The organism is Candidatus Poribacteria bacterium, assembly GCA_009839745.1.
Taxonomy (GTDB): Bacteria; Poribacteria; WGA-4E; order WGA-4E; family WGA-3G; genus WGA-3G.
The window spans coordinates 38,387-58,390 of the sequence record VXPE01000036.1 but is presented as its reverse complement, the minus strand read 5'-3'; the positions used below and the strand labels follow the sequence as shown (position 1 = coordinate 58,390).

General features: G+C 49.5%; 19 protein-coding genes. 8 read left to right on the top strand and 11 right to left on the bottom strand.

The features are described from left to right. Positions 1 to 889: 889 nt before the first annotated feature. Complete coding sequence (locus F4X88_05195; GenBank protein ID MYA55669.1) at positions 890 to 2,740, top strand: redoxin domain-containing protein; 1,851 nt, start codon at positions 890 to 892, stop codon at positions 2,738 to 2,740. On the opposite strand, the gene F4X88_05190 is transcribed toward F4X88_05195, so the two are convergent. Beyond that, positions 2,718 to 3,950: a YihY family inner membrane protein gene (locus tag F4X88_05190; protein MYA55668.1), complete on the bottom strand. Its 1,233-nt coding sequence runs from the start codon at positions 3,948 to 3,950 to the stop codon at positions 2,718 to 2,720. The two genes, F4X88_05195 and F4X88_05190, sit on opposite strands and share 23 nt — an antisense overlap. Here F4X88_05190 and F4X88_05185 point away from each other — a divergent pair. After that, a complete protein-coding gene (locus F4X88_05185; GenBank protein ID MYA55667.1) occupies positions 3,926 to 4,660 on the top strand; it encodes a class I SAM-dependent methyltransferase in 735 nt (244 codons plus the stop codon). The genes F4X88_05190 and F4X88_05185 overlap by 25 nt on opposite strands. Before the next feature lie 136 nt (positions 4,661 to 4,796). Here the strand turns inward: F4X88_05185 and F4X88_05180 are convergent, their stop codons facing one another. Both F4X88_05180 and rpsU read right to left on the bottom strand, forming a co-directional pair. Beyond that, the gene (locus tag F4X88_05180; GenBank protein ID MYA55666.1) at positions 4,797 to 5,315 is read right to left on the bottom strand and encodes a hypothetical protein; all 519 of its coding nucleotides are present in this window, start codon (positions 5,313 to 5,315) and stop codon (positions 4,797 to 4,799) included. 19 nt (positions 5,316 to 5,334) lie between these two features. Next, the gene (rpsU, locus tag F4X88_05175) at positions 5,335 to 5,574 is read right to left on the bottom strand and encodes a 30S ribosomal protein S21 (GenBank protein MYA55665.1); all 240 of its coding nucleotides are present in this window, start codon (positions 5,572 to 5,574) and stop codon (positions 5,335 to 5,337) included. Positions 5,575 to 5,731: 157 nt separating this feature from the next. Here rpsU and F4X88_05170 point away from each other — a divergent pair, with 157 nt between their 5' ends. The 4 genes from F4X88_05170 to groL all read left to right on the top strand — a co-directional run bounded on the left by F4X88_05170 (position 5,732) and on the right by groL (position 9,887). After that, on the top strand, positions 5,732 to 6,487 hold the full coding sequence (locus F4X88_05170; protein ID MYA55664.1) for a sulfite exporter TauE/SafE family protein: 756 nt from the start codon (positions 5,732 to 5,734) through the stop codon (positions 6,485 to 6,487). 207 nt (positions 6,488 to 6,694) lie between these two features. Next, positions 6,695 to 7,681: a Gfo/Idh/MocA family oxidoreductase gene (locus F4X88_05165; protein MYA55663.1), complete on the top strand. Its 987-nt coding sequence runs from the start codon at positions 6,695 to 6,697 to the stop codon at positions 7,679 to 7,681. Between the two features lie 269 nt (positions 7,682 to 7,950). Next, entirely contained in the window at positions 7,951 to 8,241 is a 291-nt protein-coding gene (locus tag F4X88_05160) for a co-chaperone GroES (GenBank protein ID MYA55662.1), read from the top strand. A 17-nt stretch (positions 8,242 to 8,258) separates the two neighbouring features. Beyond that, entirely contained in the window at positions 8,259 to 9,887 is a 1,629-nt protein-coding gene (groL, locus tag F4X88_05155; protein ID MYA55661.1) for a chaperonin GroEL, read from the top strand. A 44-nt stretch (positions 9,888 to 9,931) separates the two neighbouring features. Here groL and F4X88_05150 read toward each other — a convergent pair whose 3' ends face one another. The 5 genes from F4X88_05150 to F4X88_05130 all read right to left on the bottom strand — a co-directional run bounded on the left by F4X88_05150 (position 9,932) and on the right by F4X88_05130 (position 15,366). Further along, on the bottom strand, positions 9,932 to 11,083 hold the full coding sequence (locus F4X88_05150; protein MYA55660.1) for a glycosyltransferase family 9 protein: 1,152 nt from the start codon (positions 11,081 to 11,083) through the stop codon (positions 9,932 to 9,934). Between the two features lie 61 nt (positions 11,084 to 11,144). Continuing rightward, positions 11,145 to 11,747 carry a hypothetical protein gene (locus F4X88_05145; protein MYA55659.1) on the bottom strand — a complete coding sequence of 201 codons (603 nt, stop codon included), beginning with the start codon at positions 11,745 to 11,747 and terminating at the stop codon, positions 11,145 to 11,147. Next, positions 11,747 to 12,793 (bottom strand): hypothetical protein, encoded by a 1,047-nt coding sequence (locus F4X88_05140; protein ID MYA55658.1) that lies wholly within the window; start codon positions 12,791 to 12,793, stop codon positions 11,747 to 11,749. Before F4X88_05140 ends, F4X88_05145 begins: the two co-directional genes overlap by 1 nt. An 11-nt stretch (positions 12,794 to 12,804) precedes the next feature. Continuing rightward, positions 12,805 to 14,172, bottom strand: a complete 1,368-nt coding sequence (locus tag F4X88_05135; GenBank protein ID MYA55657.1) for a sulfatase-like hydrolase/transferase — start codon at positions 14,170 to 14,172, stop codon at positions 12,805 to 12,807. A gap of 18 nt (positions 14,173 to 14,190) precedes the next feature. Beyond that, the gene (locus F4X88_05130; protein MYA55656.1) at positions 14,191 to 15,366 is read right to left on the bottom strand and encodes a PLP-dependent aminotransferase family protein; all 1,176 of its coding nucleotides are present in this window, start codon (positions 15,364 to 15,366) and stop codon (positions 14,191 to 14,193) included. Between the two features lie 167 nt (positions 15,367 to 15,533). On the opposite strand from F4X88_05130, the gene rimI reads away from it, so the two are divergent. Continuing rightward, positions 15,534 to 16,013, top strand: coding sequence for a ribosomal-protein-alanine N-acetyltransferase (gene rimI / locus F4X88_05125; protein ID MYA55655.1), 480 nt, complete (start codon positions 15,534 to 15,536; stop codon positions 16,011 to 16,013). Continuing rightward, the gene (locus F4X88_05120; protein MYA55654.1) at positions 16,003 to 16,782 is read left to right on the top strand and encodes an isochorismatase family protein; all 780 of its coding nucleotides are present in this window, start codon (positions 16,003 to 16,005) and stop codon (positions 16,780 to 16,782) included. Before rimI ends, F4X88_05120 begins: the two co-directional genes overlap by 11 nt. Positions 16,783 to 16,851: 69 nt before the next feature. Here F4X88_05120 and F4X88_05115 read toward each other — a convergent pair whose 3' ends face one another. The 3 genes from F4X88_05115 to F4X88_05105 form a co-directional block, all read right to left on the bottom strand. Then, positions 16,852 to 17,499, bottom strand: coding sequence for a hypothetical protein (locus F4X88_05115; GenBank protein ID MYA55653.1), 648 nt, complete (start codon positions 17,497 to 17,499; stop codon positions 16,852 to 16,854). Positions 17,500 to 17,521: 22 nt separating this feature from the next. Continuing rightward, positions 17,522 to 18,169, bottom strand: coding sequence for a hypothetical protein (locus F4X88_05110; GenBank protein ID MYA55652.1), 648 nt, complete (start codon positions 18,167 to 18,169; stop codon positions 17,522 to 17,524). An 85-nt stretch (positions 18,170 to 18,254) separates the two neighbouring features. Further along, positions 18,255 to 19,862 carry a CRTAC1 family protein gene (locus F4X88_05105; protein ID MYA55651.1) on the bottom strand — a complete coding sequence of 536 codons (1,608 nt, stop codon included), beginning with the start codon at positions 19,860 to 19,862 and terminating at the stop codon, positions 18,255 to 18,257. Between the last annotated feature and the right edge of the window lie 142 nt (positions 19,863 to 20,004).

The window sequence follows — 20,004 nt, the reverse complement described above, 5'->3', positions numbered from 1 at the left end:
CCCTAAAAACACCGAAATACGCGTTTTTCGCACCCTGTTGAAAAAAAATACTTGACAAAAATACCCAATTTCTGTAGAATTCCAAATATACGAAAAAATAGTGTTGACTTTTTTTCGTAACTATTTTACAATTATGAGTGTTAATAAAGGGCATAGAAGGCATGGAGACCGAATCCTCACCGAAACCGAGAATCCGAACGCTCCACCTCTGAAAACATTTTTTCAAAAAAATTTGACAAAAAATACAGCCTACGGTATAATTAATAACGTGTAACGTAGGTTGGGTAGGGGGTTAGCGAAACCCAACAAAAACCCACTACACATTTTTTTGAAGAAAAATTTGACACTGCATTACAAATGTAGTATAATAATTACATAACTGTGGTAGAACGGACTTCCTGAATTCTAAAATTTGAGCGATTTCCGATCCCGCTAAAAAAGACTTGACTTTTTTCGTAACTCGTTTACAATTAACAACGTTTATGCAAGTGGTTTGGCATAATCTATAAAAGATACTCCAAACCTAAATTTCCAAGCGTGTTCCGAAGACACCTACCTTTACTGGTAGAGAGGCTCCCTAACCTCACAGCCTTCAATAACACGCACCAAAGGTTAGTTCAGAATAGATTTCATCCCTGAAAATCTGTTCTTGCTGTTTGACAAGAAAGCACACAATGTGAAGTGTGCGGGGGCACGCATCCCTACTGCCCCACGGTGTTTGGTACGAATGTTTTTTAGTTTGATTTAAATGGAGGAAAATTAGTAATGTTGTCTAATAAGTGGACATTTTCCTGAACAAGTTTAATTGTAATCTTGGCACTTGCTTGTGCTGCCCTTATAATTACCGCTTCTGCTGATGCTACCGCTCCTGAAATAGCAAGAGTTCTGTATGAAGTCGTATCTACTAACGCTTTTTCTGGTCCTTGTACTCCCCTTCGCGGGACACACCGCGTCCGAATACAAAATCACAAAAAAACATCGCGTTATCCAAGAGGCATCCTTACAACCGAGCAACGTTCCCATCGGCACAAAAATTTCGCGTCTCACCTTCACGACACTCCACAACGAGACACATAATTTAGATACCCTCACCGCACAGGGACCCGTTGTCTTCGCGTTCCTCGCAACCGAATGCCCAGTCGCACAACGCTATACGATGCGCCTGAAACGGTTACATGCTGAATTCGCACCTCGAAATACCACTTTCATCGCAGTCTACGCCAATGAAAACGATTCCGAAGACGACGTAAAGAACTACATCACCAAAGCAGATTATCCCTTCTCTGTCGTGAAGGACACAACCGGCAAAATCGCACGTGCTCTCGGCGCAACGATGACACCGCAGGCTGTTATCGTTGATACAACCCGTCGGATCACCTACCGCGGTGCCATTGATGATAACCGCTACGAGCCACGCGTCAAGCACCACTACCTACAAGATGCCCTTCTCGCGATACACACCGATACCTTTATCCCCGTGCAGGAGACACCGGCGTTCGGATGCACGATCCATCTCCCCGAAACCGATCTCCCCACAGAGATTACCTATAGTCAGCACATCGCACCGATCCTCCAGAAGAATTGCCAGACGTGCCATCGACACGGCGAAGTCGCCCCCTTCACGCTCACCGATTACAGCGACGCAAAGGCGTGGGCAACCGAAATCGCTGAATATACACAGGCACGTCTCATGCCACCGTGGAAACCCGCACCCGGCTACGGGGACTTCAAAAACGGACGGCAACTCACAAATACCGAGATCCAGGTGATCGCACACTGGGTGGAAGCCGGGGCACCTGCAGGCGATCTTGATTCCATCCCACCGGCACCAGAGTTCCCTGACAGTTGGGCACTCGGTGAACCCGATTGGATCGCTGAAATGCCAGTCGAATATGAAATTGAACCCGAAGGCGAAGACGAATATCGGCAGTTCATTATACCCACTAACTTCGAGACGGACATGTACGTCCAAGCCGTTGATGTCCAACCCGGCAACCGCAAAACCGTACATCACGTCATCGCCTACTTAGACGTAAACGGCGAAGCGCGTAAACTCGACGCGCAGGACCCCAAACCGGGCTATGTTACAGAGGGGACAGGACCTGGATTTGATAGTGAAGGGACAGTTGGTGGTTGGGCGCCGGGTGTTACACCATTGGTCCTACCGGAGGGTGTCGGTTATCTCCTACCGAAAGGGGCCGACATCGTCATGCAAGTGCATTACTATCGCACCGGACATCTTGAACGCGATCGTTCGCGGTTGGGGTTATATTTCTCCAAAACCGCAGAAACCGCCAAATTGCGTATCGGAGACGCAATTAACAGCGATTTCGTTATCCCTGCCGGTGAAGATTGGTATGAGGTTTTGGCATCGGAAACGTTTAAAAAAGACGTTTACCTCTTAGCAACGATGCCGCACATGCACCTCCTTGGGCGCGACATGCGGCTTGTTGCCATAACGCCATCTGGGGATAAACATGACCTCATCTGGATCCAGGATTGGGATTTCAATTGGCAGGATGTCTATCACTATCGCGAGCCGCTTTTCTTTCCGGCTGGCACCCGTGTCGATCTCGTCGCGCATTTCGATAATTCCGCGGAAAACCCAGCCAACCCCCATGATCCACCGATCCCTGTTGGTTGGGGTGAAAAAACGACAGACGAGATGTGTATCGGATTTCTATATTACGTCAAAGCCAGCGAATTTTCACCGGATCTCACAACAACGACGCGACCGTAACCTGATCCAAACACTCACGCTGAGACTCCTGAAGCCTCCCCAACACACGTGCACCCGACTCAGACGATATTCCGCGCACAAAATGCGTTGTCATCTCACCCTCAACCGCATCCACAAGCGTTGCCACCGTAATCTTCTCTAACGCACGCGCCGGGAGATACCCGTTCGTGTCCCCTTCAACTTCATAGATTAACCCCGCCGCCTTAAACCGTTCAAAACTCTGGTGCACAACCTCCTCCGAAACACCCGAACGTGCAACAATCTCTTCTGCCAAACACGCTCCGTCGCCTTTAGCAAAGCGCTCCGCTACAATCAGAAACAACGTAATAACACCCGGAGCGTTCAAATAACCGTTGGCCGCATAGTGAAACTGACCGCTCTCGGCATCCTGCTGACGGAAATGCTGAACAGAATTCGAGACCTCCGCACCAAGCAAAATCACCACCCACGCCGCGTATGTCCAGATAGCAAAGGTAATCAACATCGCCATTGCACCATAGATGTCGCTATAGTTCTGCCACAGCAACTCAAGATAACGCCCAAAGGCGATCCTGGCGATCTGGAAAAGCGTCCCAGCAACAAGTGTACCCAGCAGTGCCGCACTCCACTTCACAAACGTATTCGGCATGGCAATATACATCAAGAAAAACAGACAGTAGACCAACACCCATGGGAACACATGACCAAACACCCAGTTGGTAGCTGTCGAAAAGAAGAGCCAAATCAACAGCGGTCCCACGGAGAGCAGTGTATAGAAAACAGCGTATTTCTGGAACGCTTGCACCACCGGTAACCGCCGCCGTGCCCCCCAAATATCGTTAAAATGCTGCTCCACCGACATGAATAGCATCGTCGAGACCAGCAGGAACAGGAGAAACCCGCCAACACTCAGTCCACCAAGATTTCTATTGGCAAATCCTGAAAGTTCTGATACAATTTCCTCAGCACTATAGCGCGGCAGGAAGTTATCACGGAGCACCGCAATTAACGGCGAATTGCCATCTTCCACAACACCAAATGTTTTCAGTAAAAACAGCGCAACTGCCGACAACGGCACAAGACATAACAACGTATTAAACGCCAACGACGATGCCTGCTGGAGACATTTATGCCCCATGAATTGATGCCAGACGTTCACGCCGAGACGCAAAGCAGACCCCCGAGCATCGCGGAAATATCCCTTGTATGTTTCAGAAAGGTTATGTATCATCGTATCTTATGACAGACTCGAAACCGGATTTGATTTCACGCATAAAACGCAAACTTAGACAAAATCCGTTCTTATCTTACCTCATCGGATGCCCGTATCCCGCCCCACGATGGAATCGATGTGTCAAAAAACGACTCCAACGACTCGGTCCCGACGCGAGAATCTTGGATCTCGGTGCCGGTAACCGCCGCCGCGCCCCAAACGTCATCAATCTCGAAATCGAAGTAACGCCTGAAGTCGATATTGTCGCAGATGGGCACTTTTTGCCGTTCAGCGACCGGACCTTCGATGCCGTGGTCTCTGAAGCCGTCCTTGAACACGTCCAATCGCCGAATCTGGTTGTCGAGGAGATCTATCGTGTGCTGAAACCCGGGGGTTATATTTGCCTCGCTGTCCCGTTCCTACAAGGCTACCACGCCTCTCCTCATGATTATCAACGGTGGACAGTGCCGGGCGTTGTTCAACTTTGTGCCGCCTTCTCCGAACTTGAGAGTGGTCCCTGTGCCGGTCCAACGACCTCTTTGCACTGGATCTTCCGAGAATATATCGGGCTGGTCTGTTCGTTCGGCAGTCTACTCCTCGCGAAAACAATCTCTCTTATTGTCGGGTGGCTGACATTTCCAATCCTACTCTTAGATATACCACTTTCCTTACATAAAGATGCCCACATTTTGGCATCAGCCGTCTATTTCGTCGGGAGGAAACCGTAAGCATATATGTCTTTCGTATTATATAGCATCTTCTTATAAAATGTCAAAAAAACACGGTTAACCCTTGACAACTGACCAAAAAAAAGGCGAGGTTAAGAAACCTCGCCAGCAAAAAAGGTACAATCCGAGTCTTGCTCTATTGGAACGTAATCTTGTCCGCTTTCGCTTTCTCAAACAAACCCCGAACAATCTCTAACGTCAATTTGGAGAGTTTTTGCGAAAATTCGGCATCTGTAAGCGTCCGGTACCGTGAAGGTTGCGATGCGGTAAGCCGTTCGTTGGCGATCGTCAGTGCGCTTGACACGAGAGGTATAGGTACTTCAAGAGGGATAGATGTATCTGGAACAGGTTCCGAAATTGGCGCAGAGGGTGTATCTACTGTATCACCTGCTAAAAAACTTTCGCGCCGCGAATTAATTTCGTCTAACACTTGTTGTGCGGCTACTTGGTGCGCAAATCTTTTTGAACCAGGAATCGGCTCCGGTGTCTCATGGACCCAATCTCCGTAAGACACGGTTACCTGCCATTGTGGAGAATCCGCAGGTCCGCACTGCGTCTCAGTGTAAGTCGGGTGGCGTAGCCCGCGTTCCTGGCAATATTGAATCAAAAGCCCTTTATAATTTTCCACAGCCTCGCCAGTCGCCAAATCTGTCATGTATCCCTCCTCAAGCGATTTACCGAGTATTACCACCGCCACTATTGTAAAACGATGGACGTTCGCCGCCCATTCTACGAGGTTTCACCTTCCGCTGCCGCTTCATCTCAATTCTACGACGTTTTTCGCTCGGCTTTTCGTAGAAACTCCGTTTTTTTATTTCTGTGACGATACCAGCTTTTCCACACATCTTCTTAAAACGTGCCAGGGCACGGTCAAACGCCTCACCTGAATCGACACTCACTTCTACTTGAACCATTTTTTTAGCCTCCATTGGAATTTAAAGTTACAAAAACACTTCATAAATTATATCATATCTCGCACTGGATGTCAAGTATTTCTTGCCAATTCCAATAACCGTTTGACAATTTACGAACCGCCTGCTATACTCATCTCACTAAAAAGGAGGGAGTACTATCTACGAAATCATCATCCTCTGCTTCGGGGCATGGCTCACTGGGGTCAGCAAAGCCGGTTTCGGCGGCGGCATTGGGATGATCGTCGTCCCTATGTTCACGCATTTCCGTAGCGCTCGAAACGTCATCGGATTGATGCTTCCACTCCTGTTTTCAACAGACATTTTCTCGCTTTTTCACTATTGGAAGCAGTGGCATCGCCAAAGTGTCACACGACTGATCCTCGGCTCCCTACTCGGTATCACCGTCGCCAGCCTGATTTTGAAAGACATCTCTGATGTCCATCTAAAAAAGGTCATCGGTGGTATCGCCTGTCTATTTGCGATATTAGAATTTCTGCGTCCGTATTGGCAGCCACTCCTCGGAAATTCCGGGCAACCCGTCCAAACAGCACTCCAATTCAAGACGTGGCATGGGCTACTTGCCGGAATATTCGCCGGGGCATTCTCAACCCTCGCACACATGGGCGGACTCGTTGTCATCATGTACCTACTCCCACAACGCTTGGGCAACAACGCCTTTGTTGCAACCACAACCGCCACCTATTTCCTGCTCAACTTCATCAAAATTCCGTTCTATTTCCGGTTGCAACTTTTCTCTGTTGAGATTCTGATTGAAGCCCTCGCGCTGCTTCCGTTCATCGGATTAGGTGTGCTAATAGGTATCTCGCTCAACAATCGCGTGCCGGAACTCCTCTTTTCAAGGATCGTCCTTTTCTTCCTATTCGCGACCGGTGTGCATCTCTTGTTCAGTTGACATATCTTTCCCTCTGTAGGAACGAGCTGTGCTCGCGATACGCTAAAGTTGAAAGCCAACTTGAAATATGTCCAAATATCCCCTATAATATACAGTGCAACAAAACAAACGAGGTCTAAAAACAAAGGGACCAGTTTCCCACCGCTGACGAGGTTTGTAATCTCGTCTATCTTCTAAACGACAAAAAACAGATGAGGTCTTAACACAATGAGTTTAAAATGGGGGGTATTAGGCGCAGGCAGCGTCGCACAACGCAGAGCAATGCCAGCTATTAACAAAGCGGAAGGTGCAGAACTCCATGCTTTGCTCTCACGCGACGCTACGCGAGCAGAACAATTGGCGCGGGAATACGGGGCAACCCATGCCTACACTACCGTCGAAGCACTGCTTGCGGACGATACACTTAACGCAATCTACGTCTCAACGCCCGTTCACCTACACTGTCGGCAGGTAATCGCCGCCGCAGAACGCGGCTTACATGTGCTTTGCGATAAACCGATGGCGCTCACACCACAAGAATGTACAGAAATGATCGCCGCCTGTGAGACAAACGGAGTCCATTTGCAAGTCTGTTTCCTCTTCCGATTTCACTCCTGCTTCCAACGGATCCGAACGTGGGTAGAGGAAGGACGTTTCGGCACCATCGTCCATGGACGTATGCCATTTCTCAAACAGTATCAACTCACGCCAGACGAATGGCGCGCCCAACCCGAAAAGAGTGGCGGCGGATGCTTCATGGACCTCGGTCCGCATAGTGTAGATCTACTTCGCTACCTCATCGGCGAGGTGAATGCCGTCAGCGCGTTTTACAACACCGCTCCCCAAGACACCACTGTTGAAGAAACCGGGGGCATCCTCATGCGCTTTGAGAACGGGGCGCAAGCTTTCACTGACCTCAGTTTTTCAGTACCCAGCTGCGATATCGTTTTGGAACTCTACGGCACAGAGGGCACAGCCTGGGTCTACAACGACGAGGGTTGGAAAATCAAAACCTACTTTGACGGTGAACAGCAATTGATCCCCTCACAATACGAGGACCTGTATCAATATCAATTTGAGCATTTCGCAGCATGTGTACACGAAGGTGTCACACCCATCACAACCGGAGATGATGGATTAAGAGCAAACGAAATTCTTGCCGCCGCATATCGCGCAGGGAAAACAGGGCAGTTGATTCCGTGTCCCGCTACATAGGATGGCTAATGTGTGCCAAAATGGCACAGTATTCCCCGTGTCTTTTTTGAATACGACAAATTGTCACGACAAAAAGCCTGTCAAAATGTCACGTTCTTCCGTCCAACCCTGATAATATGGCAGTTTTAGGGATTGGCACGAAAATTGCTAAACATATTCTGAAAACACGATGGCGTTTCTACGCCGTCTGATGATATAGAGGCACTGAGTGAAGGCATAGAACCCTTCCCTCACAATTTTCACGCCATACTCAGGAGGAATTCAGCGACATGGCACTTGTACCCCTTGGCGATAGGATTCTCGTCAAACGTTCAGATAACGATGAACAAACAACGAGCGGCGGAATTATCATCCCCGACACCGCCAAAGAGAAACCGCAGGAAGGCGAAGTTGTTGCCGTTGGAAACGGTAGACTTCTTGATAGTGGGGACCGACAGCCCGTTGATGTGGCAATAGGCGACCTCGTCCTATTTGCCAAATACGGCGGCACCGAAGTTACGTATGACAACACTGAATATCTCATCTTGCGCGAAGATGATATCTTAGCCAAGGTTAACTAAGAAAAGGAGTTAAACACATGGCAGCAAAACAACTAGCGTTTGATGAAGAAGCACGGAGCGCCATTAAACAAGGCGTTGACAAGCTCGCGGACGCAGTAAAAGTCACGTTAGGTCCCAAAGGACGGAACGTCGTGCTCGATAAGAAATTCGGCGCACCGACAATCACCAAAGATGGTGTTACCGTCGCAAAAGAGGTGGAACTCGAAGACGCCTACGAAAATATGGGCGCACAGATGGTCAAAGAGGTCGCATCTAAAACCAGCGATGTCGCTGGAGACGGAACCACCACCGCAACCATCCTCGCACAGTCTATCTATCGCGAAGGTTTGAAAAACGTCGCCGCAGGGCATAACCCTATGGCACTCAAACGCGGCATTGAAAAAGCCGTCGATGCAGTCGTCAACGCAATTCACGACTTGAGCAAAGAGGTTTCCGAAAAAACCGAGATCGCACAAGTCGCCGCTATTTCCGCAAACAACGATAACGCTATTGGTGATCTCATCGCTGATGCTATGGAAAAAGTCGGAAAAGATGGCGTTATCACCGTCGAAGAAGCAAAAAGCCTCGAAACGACGCTCGATGTCGTAGAAGGTATGCAGTTTGACCGCGGTTATCTATCCCCCTATTTCGTCACCGATGCCGATCGGATGGAAGCCGTTTTGGAAGACGCCGCAATCCTCATCCACGAAAAGAAAATCAGCAGCCTCAAAGACCTCGTTCCGGTCTTAGAGCGGACCGCACAGCAGGGCAAACCGCTGTTGATCATCGCTGAAGAGGTCGAAGGCGAAGCACTCGCAACCGTTGTCGTCAACAAAATTCGTGGAACACTCCGTTGTGCCGCTGTTAAGGCACCCGGCTACGGGGACCGTCGAAAAGCGATGCTCGAAGACATTGCCGTCTTGACGAACGGGCGCGTCATCTCCGAAGATCTCGGAATTAACCTCGAAAATATCACATTGAATGACCTCGGCAGTGCCAAACGTATTGTTATTGACAAGGATAACACAACCGTCGTTGAAGGTGAAGGCACAACCGAAGCCATCCAAGGACGTATCGACCAGATTCGTAGACAGATCGAAGACACAACATCCGACTACGACCGCGAAAAATTGCAGGAACGCCTCGCAAAACTCGCCGGTGGTGTTGCCGTCATTAACGTCGGGGCCGCTACAGAAGTTGAGATGAAAGAGAAGAAAGCACGCGTTGAAGACGCTATGCACGCCACACGCGCCGCCGTTGAGGAAGGTGTTGTTGTCGGTGGCGGGGTCGCACTTGTGAGATCCCAAGAAGCTCTTGATTCACTCGAACTCAGTGATCCGACGGAAGAGGTTGGTCTCTCTATTGTTCGTCGTGCACTCGAAGATCCGCTGCGTCAGATTGCGAAGAACGCTGGACAAGAAGACTCCGTCATCATCGCAAAAGTCAAGGACGAAGGCGGAAACGTTGGCTACGATGCCCATCGAGAACGCTTCATTGACATGTTTGAAGCTGGTATTCCCGATCCGACTAAGGTCGTGCGGGTGGCGTTGCAAAACGCAGCCAGTATCGCAGCGTTGATGATCACCACCGAAACGCTCATCGCAGAACTACCTGAGGCAGAAGCACCTGCACCGCCGATGCCCCCGGGTGGCGATATGCATTACTAAACCCTTAGTACCACAAAAGGCGAGGTTTCCGAATCTCGCCTTTTCTATTCTTCTGTTTCCGAACCGCTGACTGCTGACAACAACCGTTCACACTCCCGAAGCACAGCCGCAACCGAAACCGTGTGCATGCACGGCGAGGTCCCATCGGCAAGTGCTTGACACCCATATTCAAATCCCAAATTGAGACATGGACTACAGGGTATCCGCGCACGCACGATACTCGAATTACGATTCCAAGGACCCCATTGCGCAAAATTTGTAGGACCATGCAACCCTATAACCGGCGTTCCGGTCGCCGCCGCGAGGTGCATCGGACCACAGTTACCGCTCACTACTAACGTCGCATCCGCAAAAAGCGCGGCGAGTTGGTTGACATCTGTCCGTCCTGCAAGTACGACGGCTCGATGTTTCGTCCGATCTGCGATCTCTTTAGAGACCGCCGCCTCACCGGAAGTTCCTGTCAAAAGTATCTGTGCACCATATTTTGCAGTGAGAGCATTTGCCAGCGCTACATAGCGTCCCTGTGGCCACCGCCTGCGAGGCTCGCTGCGTCTACCCGCCTCTGGATGTAGGACAATAAGGGGTTTCTCCAGCGAGATGTTTTCTTCTGCCAAAACTTCGCGCACCCACGTGCGTTCCTTTTCGCGCCACCAAGCCTCAAGTTCAAATTCTTGGACTGAACAGTTCAGTTGCGCCGCAAGGCTCAAAAAATTGCGGACCTCATGCCGTCCTTGAACGTGCGGCACTGTCTTCGTGAAAAGGAAGTGACGATATTGTCCTTTTGTCGAAAACCCGACTCGCATCGGGGCACCCGTTGCGTAAGCGAGCAGCGCGCTCAATCGGGGCCAATGCTCTAAGTCGATTGCCCAATCAAATCTCTCGCGACGCAGCAGCGAAATCAATCGACCTCCTGGTTTATGGAAGGGGATATGCCTGTCAATATAAGGACACGCCGCTAAATAATTGAGGTTTGTTGGAGACGCTAACATTGAGACTTCGGCATCTGGAAAGGCATATCGAATTGCACGAATGGTGGGGATCGCCAAAATTGTGTCACCCAAAGCAGAGAGTTGGATGAAGATAATCTTTTTTGGGATGGGTTTTGTCGATGCCTGCTTAGAAAATAGGCGCAGCAGCACACAAAGCGGAATACCAAGGTATCGGTCTAAGTGCTGTTGAAGCTGAGTCGACTGCATGAATCTCAAATCAAGAAGTGTTGCTAATCCTGTAAATCCTACTTCAGACAATTACTGACAACTAATTCGCGTAACCGTATAACTCAATCTCCGCAATCTTCGCGAGTGCCGTTGTCGGTCCTGTTATACGGTATAATAAACGTCCACGCCGCACTTGTCCCTCTTTGATTTCCACATTTTCGCGTCGTATCTGAACGTTCTCCCGTCTTCGAGCGGCATCCTCCGTCGTCCGATGCACGACCAATTTGATGCCCGTTGTCATAATCACTTTGTTAAAACGCACATCAATGATCGACTCCTTATTACTCCGCTTGTCATAAATTTTATCCCACTCGCCGCGCGAGTTATACGCCATCAACTCGAACTCTTCCAAATTCGTCGAGTGAATCACAATCCGATAGACGGATCTCTTTTCCGGCAAATAAATGATCGCTTCCGATGGAATATCAAGATCGGTTACGACACTACCCGAACTCTTTTTACGTTGAGATTGTCCGATAGTCTCAGTGTTTCCATCAATGATTGCTGGGTCACTGGCGGTGACACCCGGTAAAAGGGCGTAGTTCTCACTCCACTGCTGAGCGAGATTACAACCGTAGTATAGACACATCAACCCCAATAACACGGCTACGTGCCCGCTGTATGATCTGAATTTAACACGCATTATTGCCTCCGAGGGACACGATTCGCCTCAATCTGATTGAGAATGTCCTCTTTCGTCAATTTACGCACCTTGAAATGCAATTTCCTAAAGAACGGCACCAAATCCTCACCCGCCGCTTCGCTGAAGTAATACACCAAAAAACTGGTCTTCATCGTCCCCTCCAGTTTTTGATGTAGACCGTCTCGCTCCATCAACCGAAAAACCCGGATGTAAAAATCTGTGCCATATCGCTTCCACAACTCAGCAACAAGTGTGTAGGCATATCTATAGCGCCAATGCGTCAGCGGATTATTTTCAGTATGCCCCCCCCAACTCTCCAATTGATTCACGCCATCGAGGTCGACTCGTAGATCTCCCTCAAGACTGTCAAACTTAGGGTGCGTGCCACCTTTCGCATATTCCGTCTGAATCAGGACAGCAATGCCTTCTGAGAACCATACCGGTAAAAAATAGATATTCGTAAAGGCATGGGTCAGTTCATGGACGCGCACGCCATGTTTTTCATACATCTGTATTGGGAAATCCATCTGAATGCTGTTAATAAACTTCACATAGCGTCCGTCCAGAATCCCGGAACGGTAATCAGTGCGTGTAACCGCCGAGAGGTTACTGCCCCTATAAAGGTGATGCAACGTCACATGAATCTTATGCTTCGGCTGGAAACCGAAAAGTCGATTCATCGCCTCGTAAAGACTTTCCATATAACCGAGTGCACTTCGTGTGAACAACTCCCGTTCCTCGACTTCGTCAAACCCTTCGAGCACTTGCAGATCCTCAGCAAATTTGAGGGTATAGTGATCACTCTCCCCGAATAGGGCGTCCGGTCTAATCTTAATCGTTGCCTTTGAGGGTCTCAGCATGAGCGAAGTGGCATCCCGTTCTTCGAGTATCCGTTTCTCGCGCCGTTGCTGCGCTTCCTCTAACGCAGTTAAGGCACGACAACCGTTAAAAACGAACAGCAACGCAAGCGGCACAAGCACGACTCGCATTCGCATCACGCTATTGAAAATCGGAACAATAGGGCACAATCTACGTCTATATTTCACGATAGTCCTCTTCAAAGCGGCACTGCCTTAGACGTATCACCGATGCGTCGCATGGTAATCTCCTGTTCGACTGTTGGATCGGGCAGTCCTGTTTCGGCGAGTCGGCGTTGCAGAAAAGCCTCCATATCTGCTTTCAGACGCGCAACGACATCATCTGCCTCTTCAGCCAGATTATAAACCTCGTCGGGATCCTCTTCAAGATCGTAGAGTTCCAAATCCGGTGTCTTGTAAACGGCAGGCGTGCCACCGGTTTCAACAATTAATTTCCACTTCCGAGTTTGCCACCCACGCTTTTTCATCCACCCGCATTCGGTAAGATAGACCGCTTCCGTCGTCCCGCCGTGCGAGCTGTTTTCCATCAAGGCTCGTAGACTTGTCCCCTCCATCTTTTCGCGCGTCGCCACAGCCGTCAACCCCGCATAATCAAGGAGGGTCGGGGCAATGTCAGTAAGACGGACAAGACCATCAAGCCGTTGTCCTTCAGGAATAAGTGCCGGACAGTGAACGATTAACGGCACGTGGCAATTAGTTTCGTAGAGGCCATGATGATCATACCAGAGTTCGTGTTCGTCAAGTTCTTCACCGTGATCGGCGGTAATAATCAGGAGCGTCTCCTCAAGTTGCCCGCAATCTTTCAAATATCGGAACAATTGCGCCAGGCACACATCCATGTAAGCGATCGAGGCATCGTATTGCGCGTTCACATACTGTCTATCCGTCCAAAGCCGCTTCTTCGTAATATTGTCCGGATCCGATGGGTCTGGTGTGCACATCCACTGCCGGAAATAGTCCGTAAAAGGTTCGCATGCGTAGACAGCATCCATACTTCGATTGTTCGGATCACACTCATCCCCACTATAAAACATCCGTTCAAACGGCAACGGTGGAAGATACGGGGTATGTGGATCCCAATAGTGAAGAAAGGCGAACCAAGGTTTATCCTGCGCCTGCGCGAGGTCCAAAAGTTCAATCGCCGTTTCGTTAACCGCCTCCGCCTTCCGAGCCTTGCGGTAACCTGTTTCCCATTGGTAGCCGCGATAGTATGCTTCGGGGAAACCACGCTGAAACCAGCGTCCCAAATTGTCCGCAGCAACAGTAAAGTAGCCCGCCTCACTCAACAGTTCCGGAGCCGTCTTTATGTCCGTTGCTAAGTTTAACGTCCCACCCTGCGTAATAATTTGGTGGGATAAGACATCCTTGCCCGTAAACATCGTCGTATGGGCAGGATGTGTCGGAATATGCGGGCTGATACACTTCTCAAAAAGCGTCGCTTTCTCTGCGAGTGCATCGAGGTGCGGCGTTGTCAGGTTACGATGTCCGTAACAACTCATACTCGATGCCCGTAGCGTATCTAACGAGATAAGGATAATATTACGCAAAAATTCGACTCCTTTCCGCTAATCCCCTGCCGCAACATCCGCTGAGGTCACCTGTGCCTCACGAATCGCCTCACACAGATAAGTAATCCCTTCAGGAATATCATCCACGTGGCAGTAAGCATACGCCAACCGGATCGCTTTCACCGGATCGCTCGCGTAATGGAAAGCACTTCCATTACTATATCCGACCCCTTTTGCCGAGGCAAGTTCCTGTAACTTGTTGAGATCCGTAGTCTCCGGTAGATCTATCCATAGGAAGAGTCCACCACGGGGATGTGTCCATGTACAGAGGTCGCTGACGTGCTTCTCAAGCGTCTCCACCACTGCGCGACATTTCGCTCCCACCGCCGCATTCGTTTTCACGAGGTGGGCTTCCAAGTGCTCCATGAAAAATTCAGCAACGATTGCACTCGCCAATGCACTCGTCCCACCGTCCCAGCGGTTCTGGTGGATTTGTCCCCAATAGGGTTCTCTCGCAACAAAATACCCTTGACGAACACCTGCCCCTAAAATCTTAGAGAAAGTCGCAATAAAGATCACCCGATTGGAGATATCTAACTTAAAAAGCGAAGCTGGTGTCGGTGTCGATGTAAAGTCAATGTCGCCGTAGCAATCATCTTCGACGATGAGTGTGTCGTATTCTTCCGCTAAGGCTAACATCCGATGACGACGCTCAAGTGAGAGAATCGCACCTGTCGGGTTCTGATGGTTCGATGTCGTATAGATGAACGATGGACGGATATTCTGGCGTTTGAGTTCCCCAAGTTTCGCTTCCAGGGCATCCATATTCATGCCGTCGGTATAGTCCATCGGCACACCGACGATATTCGCCTTGAAGTGCCGCATGATACCTAAGGTGCCACTATAAGTATATTCTTCTGTTAATACCGTGTCCCCAGGATTAATCAACGTCCCTAATACCAATTCCAGTGCCTGCATGGAGCCTGAGGTAATTGAGATGTTATCTATCGGCAGTGGGATACCTTCACGTCTCTCAAATCGCATTGATGCCAGTTCTCGTAATCCCTGATAGCCCGATTCGCCCGGATAGTTAACCAGATCACCGCCCAGCTTACGGAGAGCCTTTTCACTCGCGGCAATTAACCCTTCCGTCGGGAATGTATATGGATCCGGACGCCCGCCTGTAAAACCAAAATCTTTCATAGTATACTCCTTGTTCTTGGCAGATTCCATATAAATGAATTATAACAGACTCCGTGAAAAAAGGCAACACCCAAAAACGCACGGACGCGTAACCATCCCAATTGACATCACATTCCACCTCGTGCTATACTTTGGTATCTTGATGAGGGCGGCACAAACTATGATAATCTTCCGTTTTCCTACACGCATTAGCACAGATGAGAACCCAAAACCTGCTTCCAAACCTCACCTTTGAATCGATGCGCTCGTGTGATCTACAGGAGGTCCTGAAAATCGAAAACGAGTGCTTTGAGAATCCGTGGAGTGAAACCTACTACACGCTGTCTCTGAAGCGACCTCGGTCGTATGAACACTTTTATGTGGCTCGTCACGAGAACACCATCGTCGGTTACATTGTGTTCAGTATCCTTCATGAAGAGGCGCATATCCTGAACCTCGCAGTACCAGTTGTCTATCGGCGACAGGGCATCGCCAAATACTTGCTCACTTCAGCCCTAAAAATGATACAGGCACAAGATGGGCACGAGGTCTTTCTGGAGGTCGCTGTTAGCAATCTACCCGCTCAGTATCTCTACCGGCAGTTCGGGTTCCGCATCTGTGGCATCCGAAAAAACTACTACGGGCGCTATAAAGACGCTTATGTTTTCCGAAAAGGAGTAGAAATTCATGTTGTTTAATGTATTAAGCCAAACCTTTTCAGCAACGACAAACCTATCGCTCTCAACCCGCCGACAGGAAGCGCGGACAGTCGGCAGAAACGGTTGGCGTGTCATTGAAGAAGAGATTAACTGGAATACCGCTGAAACCGCTATCGTTGTCGTTGATATGTGGAACGAACACTGGTCATGGGGCGCGACAGAACGGGTGAACGTGATGGCACCGCGGATGAACATCGTTCTGGATCGAGCGCGAGAACGCGGCATACAAATTATCCATGCGCCGTCCGACACAATGGACTTCTACGAAGCGCATCCAGCGCGCCGTGCCGTTTTGGAGCTACCGCACGCTGATACTCCTCCCGAACGTGAACTCCCCGATCCACCCTTACCCGTTGATGCCTCGGATGGCGGCTCAGATACCGGCGAAACTGATGGCTACAAAGCGTGGCACCGTCAGCATCCAGCCATTGAAATCTCTGATATAGATGCCATCAGTGACGACGGGCAGGAGGTCTACAACCTACTGGATCACAAAGGTATTAAAAATATTATCTTCATGGGCGTTCACACCAATATGTGCGTTCTCGGACGTTCCTTCGCTATTAAACAGATGGTCCGTTGGGGGTGCAACGCCGTTCTTGCACGCGACCTCACCGATGCGATGTACAACCCGTTCAAGCCGCCTTACGTCAGCCATGAGGAAGGGACGCAGCTCATTATTGAATATATTGAGAAATTCTGGTGTCCTACAATCCTGAGCGGTGATTTGACGACTCCTAAGGTTTGATATACCCTACGCACAAAAAATGCCCACGGTAACAAGAATACCGCGGGCATTTTAATTTTCCTATGTTCCCTACTGACGGTTGTCTTTCAGCGCCCCCCACGTTGTCGTAAGTTTCGTCTTCGGATCTACAGCAGTGCTCGCGGCAGGCACAACCTCCAAAGCACTGAACATCGCGTTCAGATCACCCGCCCCCGTCTCCGCGTTTCCTGCAAAGTGGAGATCCAGGGTGCCGTCACTGACTTCAATCCCCGAATACGTTTTAATATCAATCTCATCTTTGCCCGGTGTCACGTAAAGCGGCTCAACGTTGTCCTCTTCAATAAAAATATCGAAACCGCGGTTGTTCGGTGACCAGTGCTCACCCACAAGATAGGTAACATCAAAAACACCATCGCCAGTCTTAAACTGATACTTAACAGTGTCAGGGAATTGTGCCCAACTCACAGCGTAGAAGAGTTCCACATCATAGCCAGCGGCTTCCGCCTGCGCTTGCGCATCCGCTGTCAGGGTTTGGACTTCAGCCGTGCGGGGAAGTTTTTCAATCCATCCACCCCAAGACTGATCCTCCTGCTGTGCACCGTGCCAGACGCGCCCTTTGGAATCCGTGAAGTCATCTGTCTTGCCACCCCACACCCGAAATTCTTCAGCCGGTAGCAACGAAGGGACTGCAAGAATCCCCAGAAAAGCGACAACCATCAAAACACTGAATAATCTCATCAAAAATACCTCCATTTGTTCGCTAATTCCGCTCCGCTTTCAAAGTTCCCCAAGTCGTGGTGAGCTTCTGCTTCGGGTCAACGGCTAATGCAGGGATTACCTCTATCCCGCTAAACATCGCATTGAGATCTCCAGCACCGGTCTTCGGATTGCCAGCGAATTCAAAACTCATCACCTTGTCTTTAACTTCAATGCCCTCGTATCGTATAATATCTATCTCGTGATTACCCGGCGTCACATATTCCTCTTCAACAATCTCGTCTTCAATGATAATATCGAAACCGCGGTTGTTCGGAGACCAGTGTTCGCCGACGAGATAAGTAACAGTGAACATACCTTTGCCAGTCTTCAGGTCCATCTTCACGACATCAGGAAACTGTGCCCAACTCACAGCATAGAAAAGTTCCTTATCGTACCCCTCTTTCTTCGCCAGTTTTTCGGCATCTTTCGTGAGTTGTACAACCTCTGCTGTGCGCGGCAATTTTTCAACCCAACCGCCCCATTCTTTCTTTTCGTTCTGTCCACCGTGCCAAATACGACCATCGGAATCTTTAAAATCCTCCATTTTGCCGCCCCATACCCGAATCTCTTCGGCTGAACCCGCATCGTGGACGATCGTTACCGCAAGGTATGCGGCAATCAAAACAACAAAAAATAAACTGTGTTGCATGTTTTCCTCCTTATTTTAATTGAGAAACATGAAGATACTGAATTAAGAATAACACATCAGGGTCGCAATTGCAAGATTTTCGCAATTACTCCGCGCGCTCAATCACAACAACTCGCTGGTTCGCTTGCACATCGGTCAACGTTTGCACAATGCCGCTCGGCCATTGAATAACAATGCGATCCACTGTTTCGTGATGCCCAAGTCCAAACTCGACATCAATACTGCTTTGAGAAAGGTAACTGTCGCCCGCTGTCACCTGCTGAATCTGATGAAGATCGCCAGCACTCACCTTCACAAGTGCCCCAACACCATCCCGGTTGCTTACTGTGCCGACCGTGCGAATCTGAAGCCACGACCGTTGGTTCCCCCCATCGTTTCGAAGCAACATCGGCTTCCCACCACTGTTGACGATAAATAGATCTAAATCGCCATCGGCATCGTAATCCGCAACGGCGACCCCTCTACCAACCCCGTCCGAGTTGAATTCCCGAAGTCCGGCAGCGTCAGAAATGTCAGTGAAGGTGCCGTCACCATTGTTCTGGAGAAAAACATCCGCTTGCCCGTGTGCCTCCCATGAAGCCGGATCGATGTGTCCCGCCGAGAAGAAGATATCCATATCCCCATCGTTATCCGCGTCGAACAAGGCAGTCCCCCAACATGTTTTACCGAGTCCCGACTCAAAAACACCACTCTTCGCCGAAACATCGGTAAAGGTGCCGTCACCATTATTTTTATAGAGAACATTGTTTTCATCCAACCAGTTCGTAACAAAGAGATCCAAATCACCATCGGCATCGTAATCGCCCCAACTGATGCCCATCCCACTCCGTATATCACCGGTGCGACTCCTGGCATCTGGACGATTCGTGTTCGTGAACGTTAACTCACCATCGTTGCGATAGAGGATATTCTGGTCGGTATCATTGGCGAGATACAGATCCAGATCGCCATCGGCATCGTAATCCGCCGCGGCAACACCAAGGGTCAAGTGAAATCCGCCATTCACTTTGGCGGCATCCGTAATGTTTATGAAACCGCCGTCTCCTTTATTTAGATAAAGAACGTTCGCCTGTCCGAAGAAATCATACGGGAAAAAGACTTCATCGCCTTGTGGAACTTTGGTATATTCAATATAGTTACCGATATAAAGGTCGAGGTAACCGTCGCTATCGTAATCACCCCAAGCGATCCCTGCTCCAAAACCATCATGACCAATACCGCCAGCACCAGACGAGAAGCGTTTGAAAGTCCCGTCGCCGTTGTTCCGATAGAACAGGTTGGCCTTATAGTTCGTGACATAGAGATCAGCATCACCATCGTTGTCATAATCTGCAAAGGCACACCCCATCCCCCAACCGGTGTCGCCGACGCCAGCAGTATCCGTTACATCGCTGAAAGTGCCATTACCGTTATTCCGATAGAGCGCGTTTTTCGGTAACACCGCGTCCGATGTTGGGCGCACCAAAGCACTGTTGGCTATATAAAGATCTAACTTCCCATCGTTGTCGTAGTCGCACCACGCCGCTCCCGAACCCACGAGCGCAGGCACCACACGCAAGTCGATACCACCGGCGTGCTCAAAATGGATGCCCGCTTGTTCAGTGACATCCACAAATCGAATATCAGAGGCGTAACTGCTCAAACTAAACGTAAGACTCAAGACCGCAATAGCGTCTCGCAACCGATGGGGCATTCAAATTCCTCTCAGATAAGAACTGTTCCACGCTTTCGCTGGTGAGGTTTTCAACCTCGTCTACCTAACTCGTGTTGTATAAACATTATACACAAAACCGTGTGTCAGGTGTATCTTTATTTTTTCTCCCTACCCCCATTAG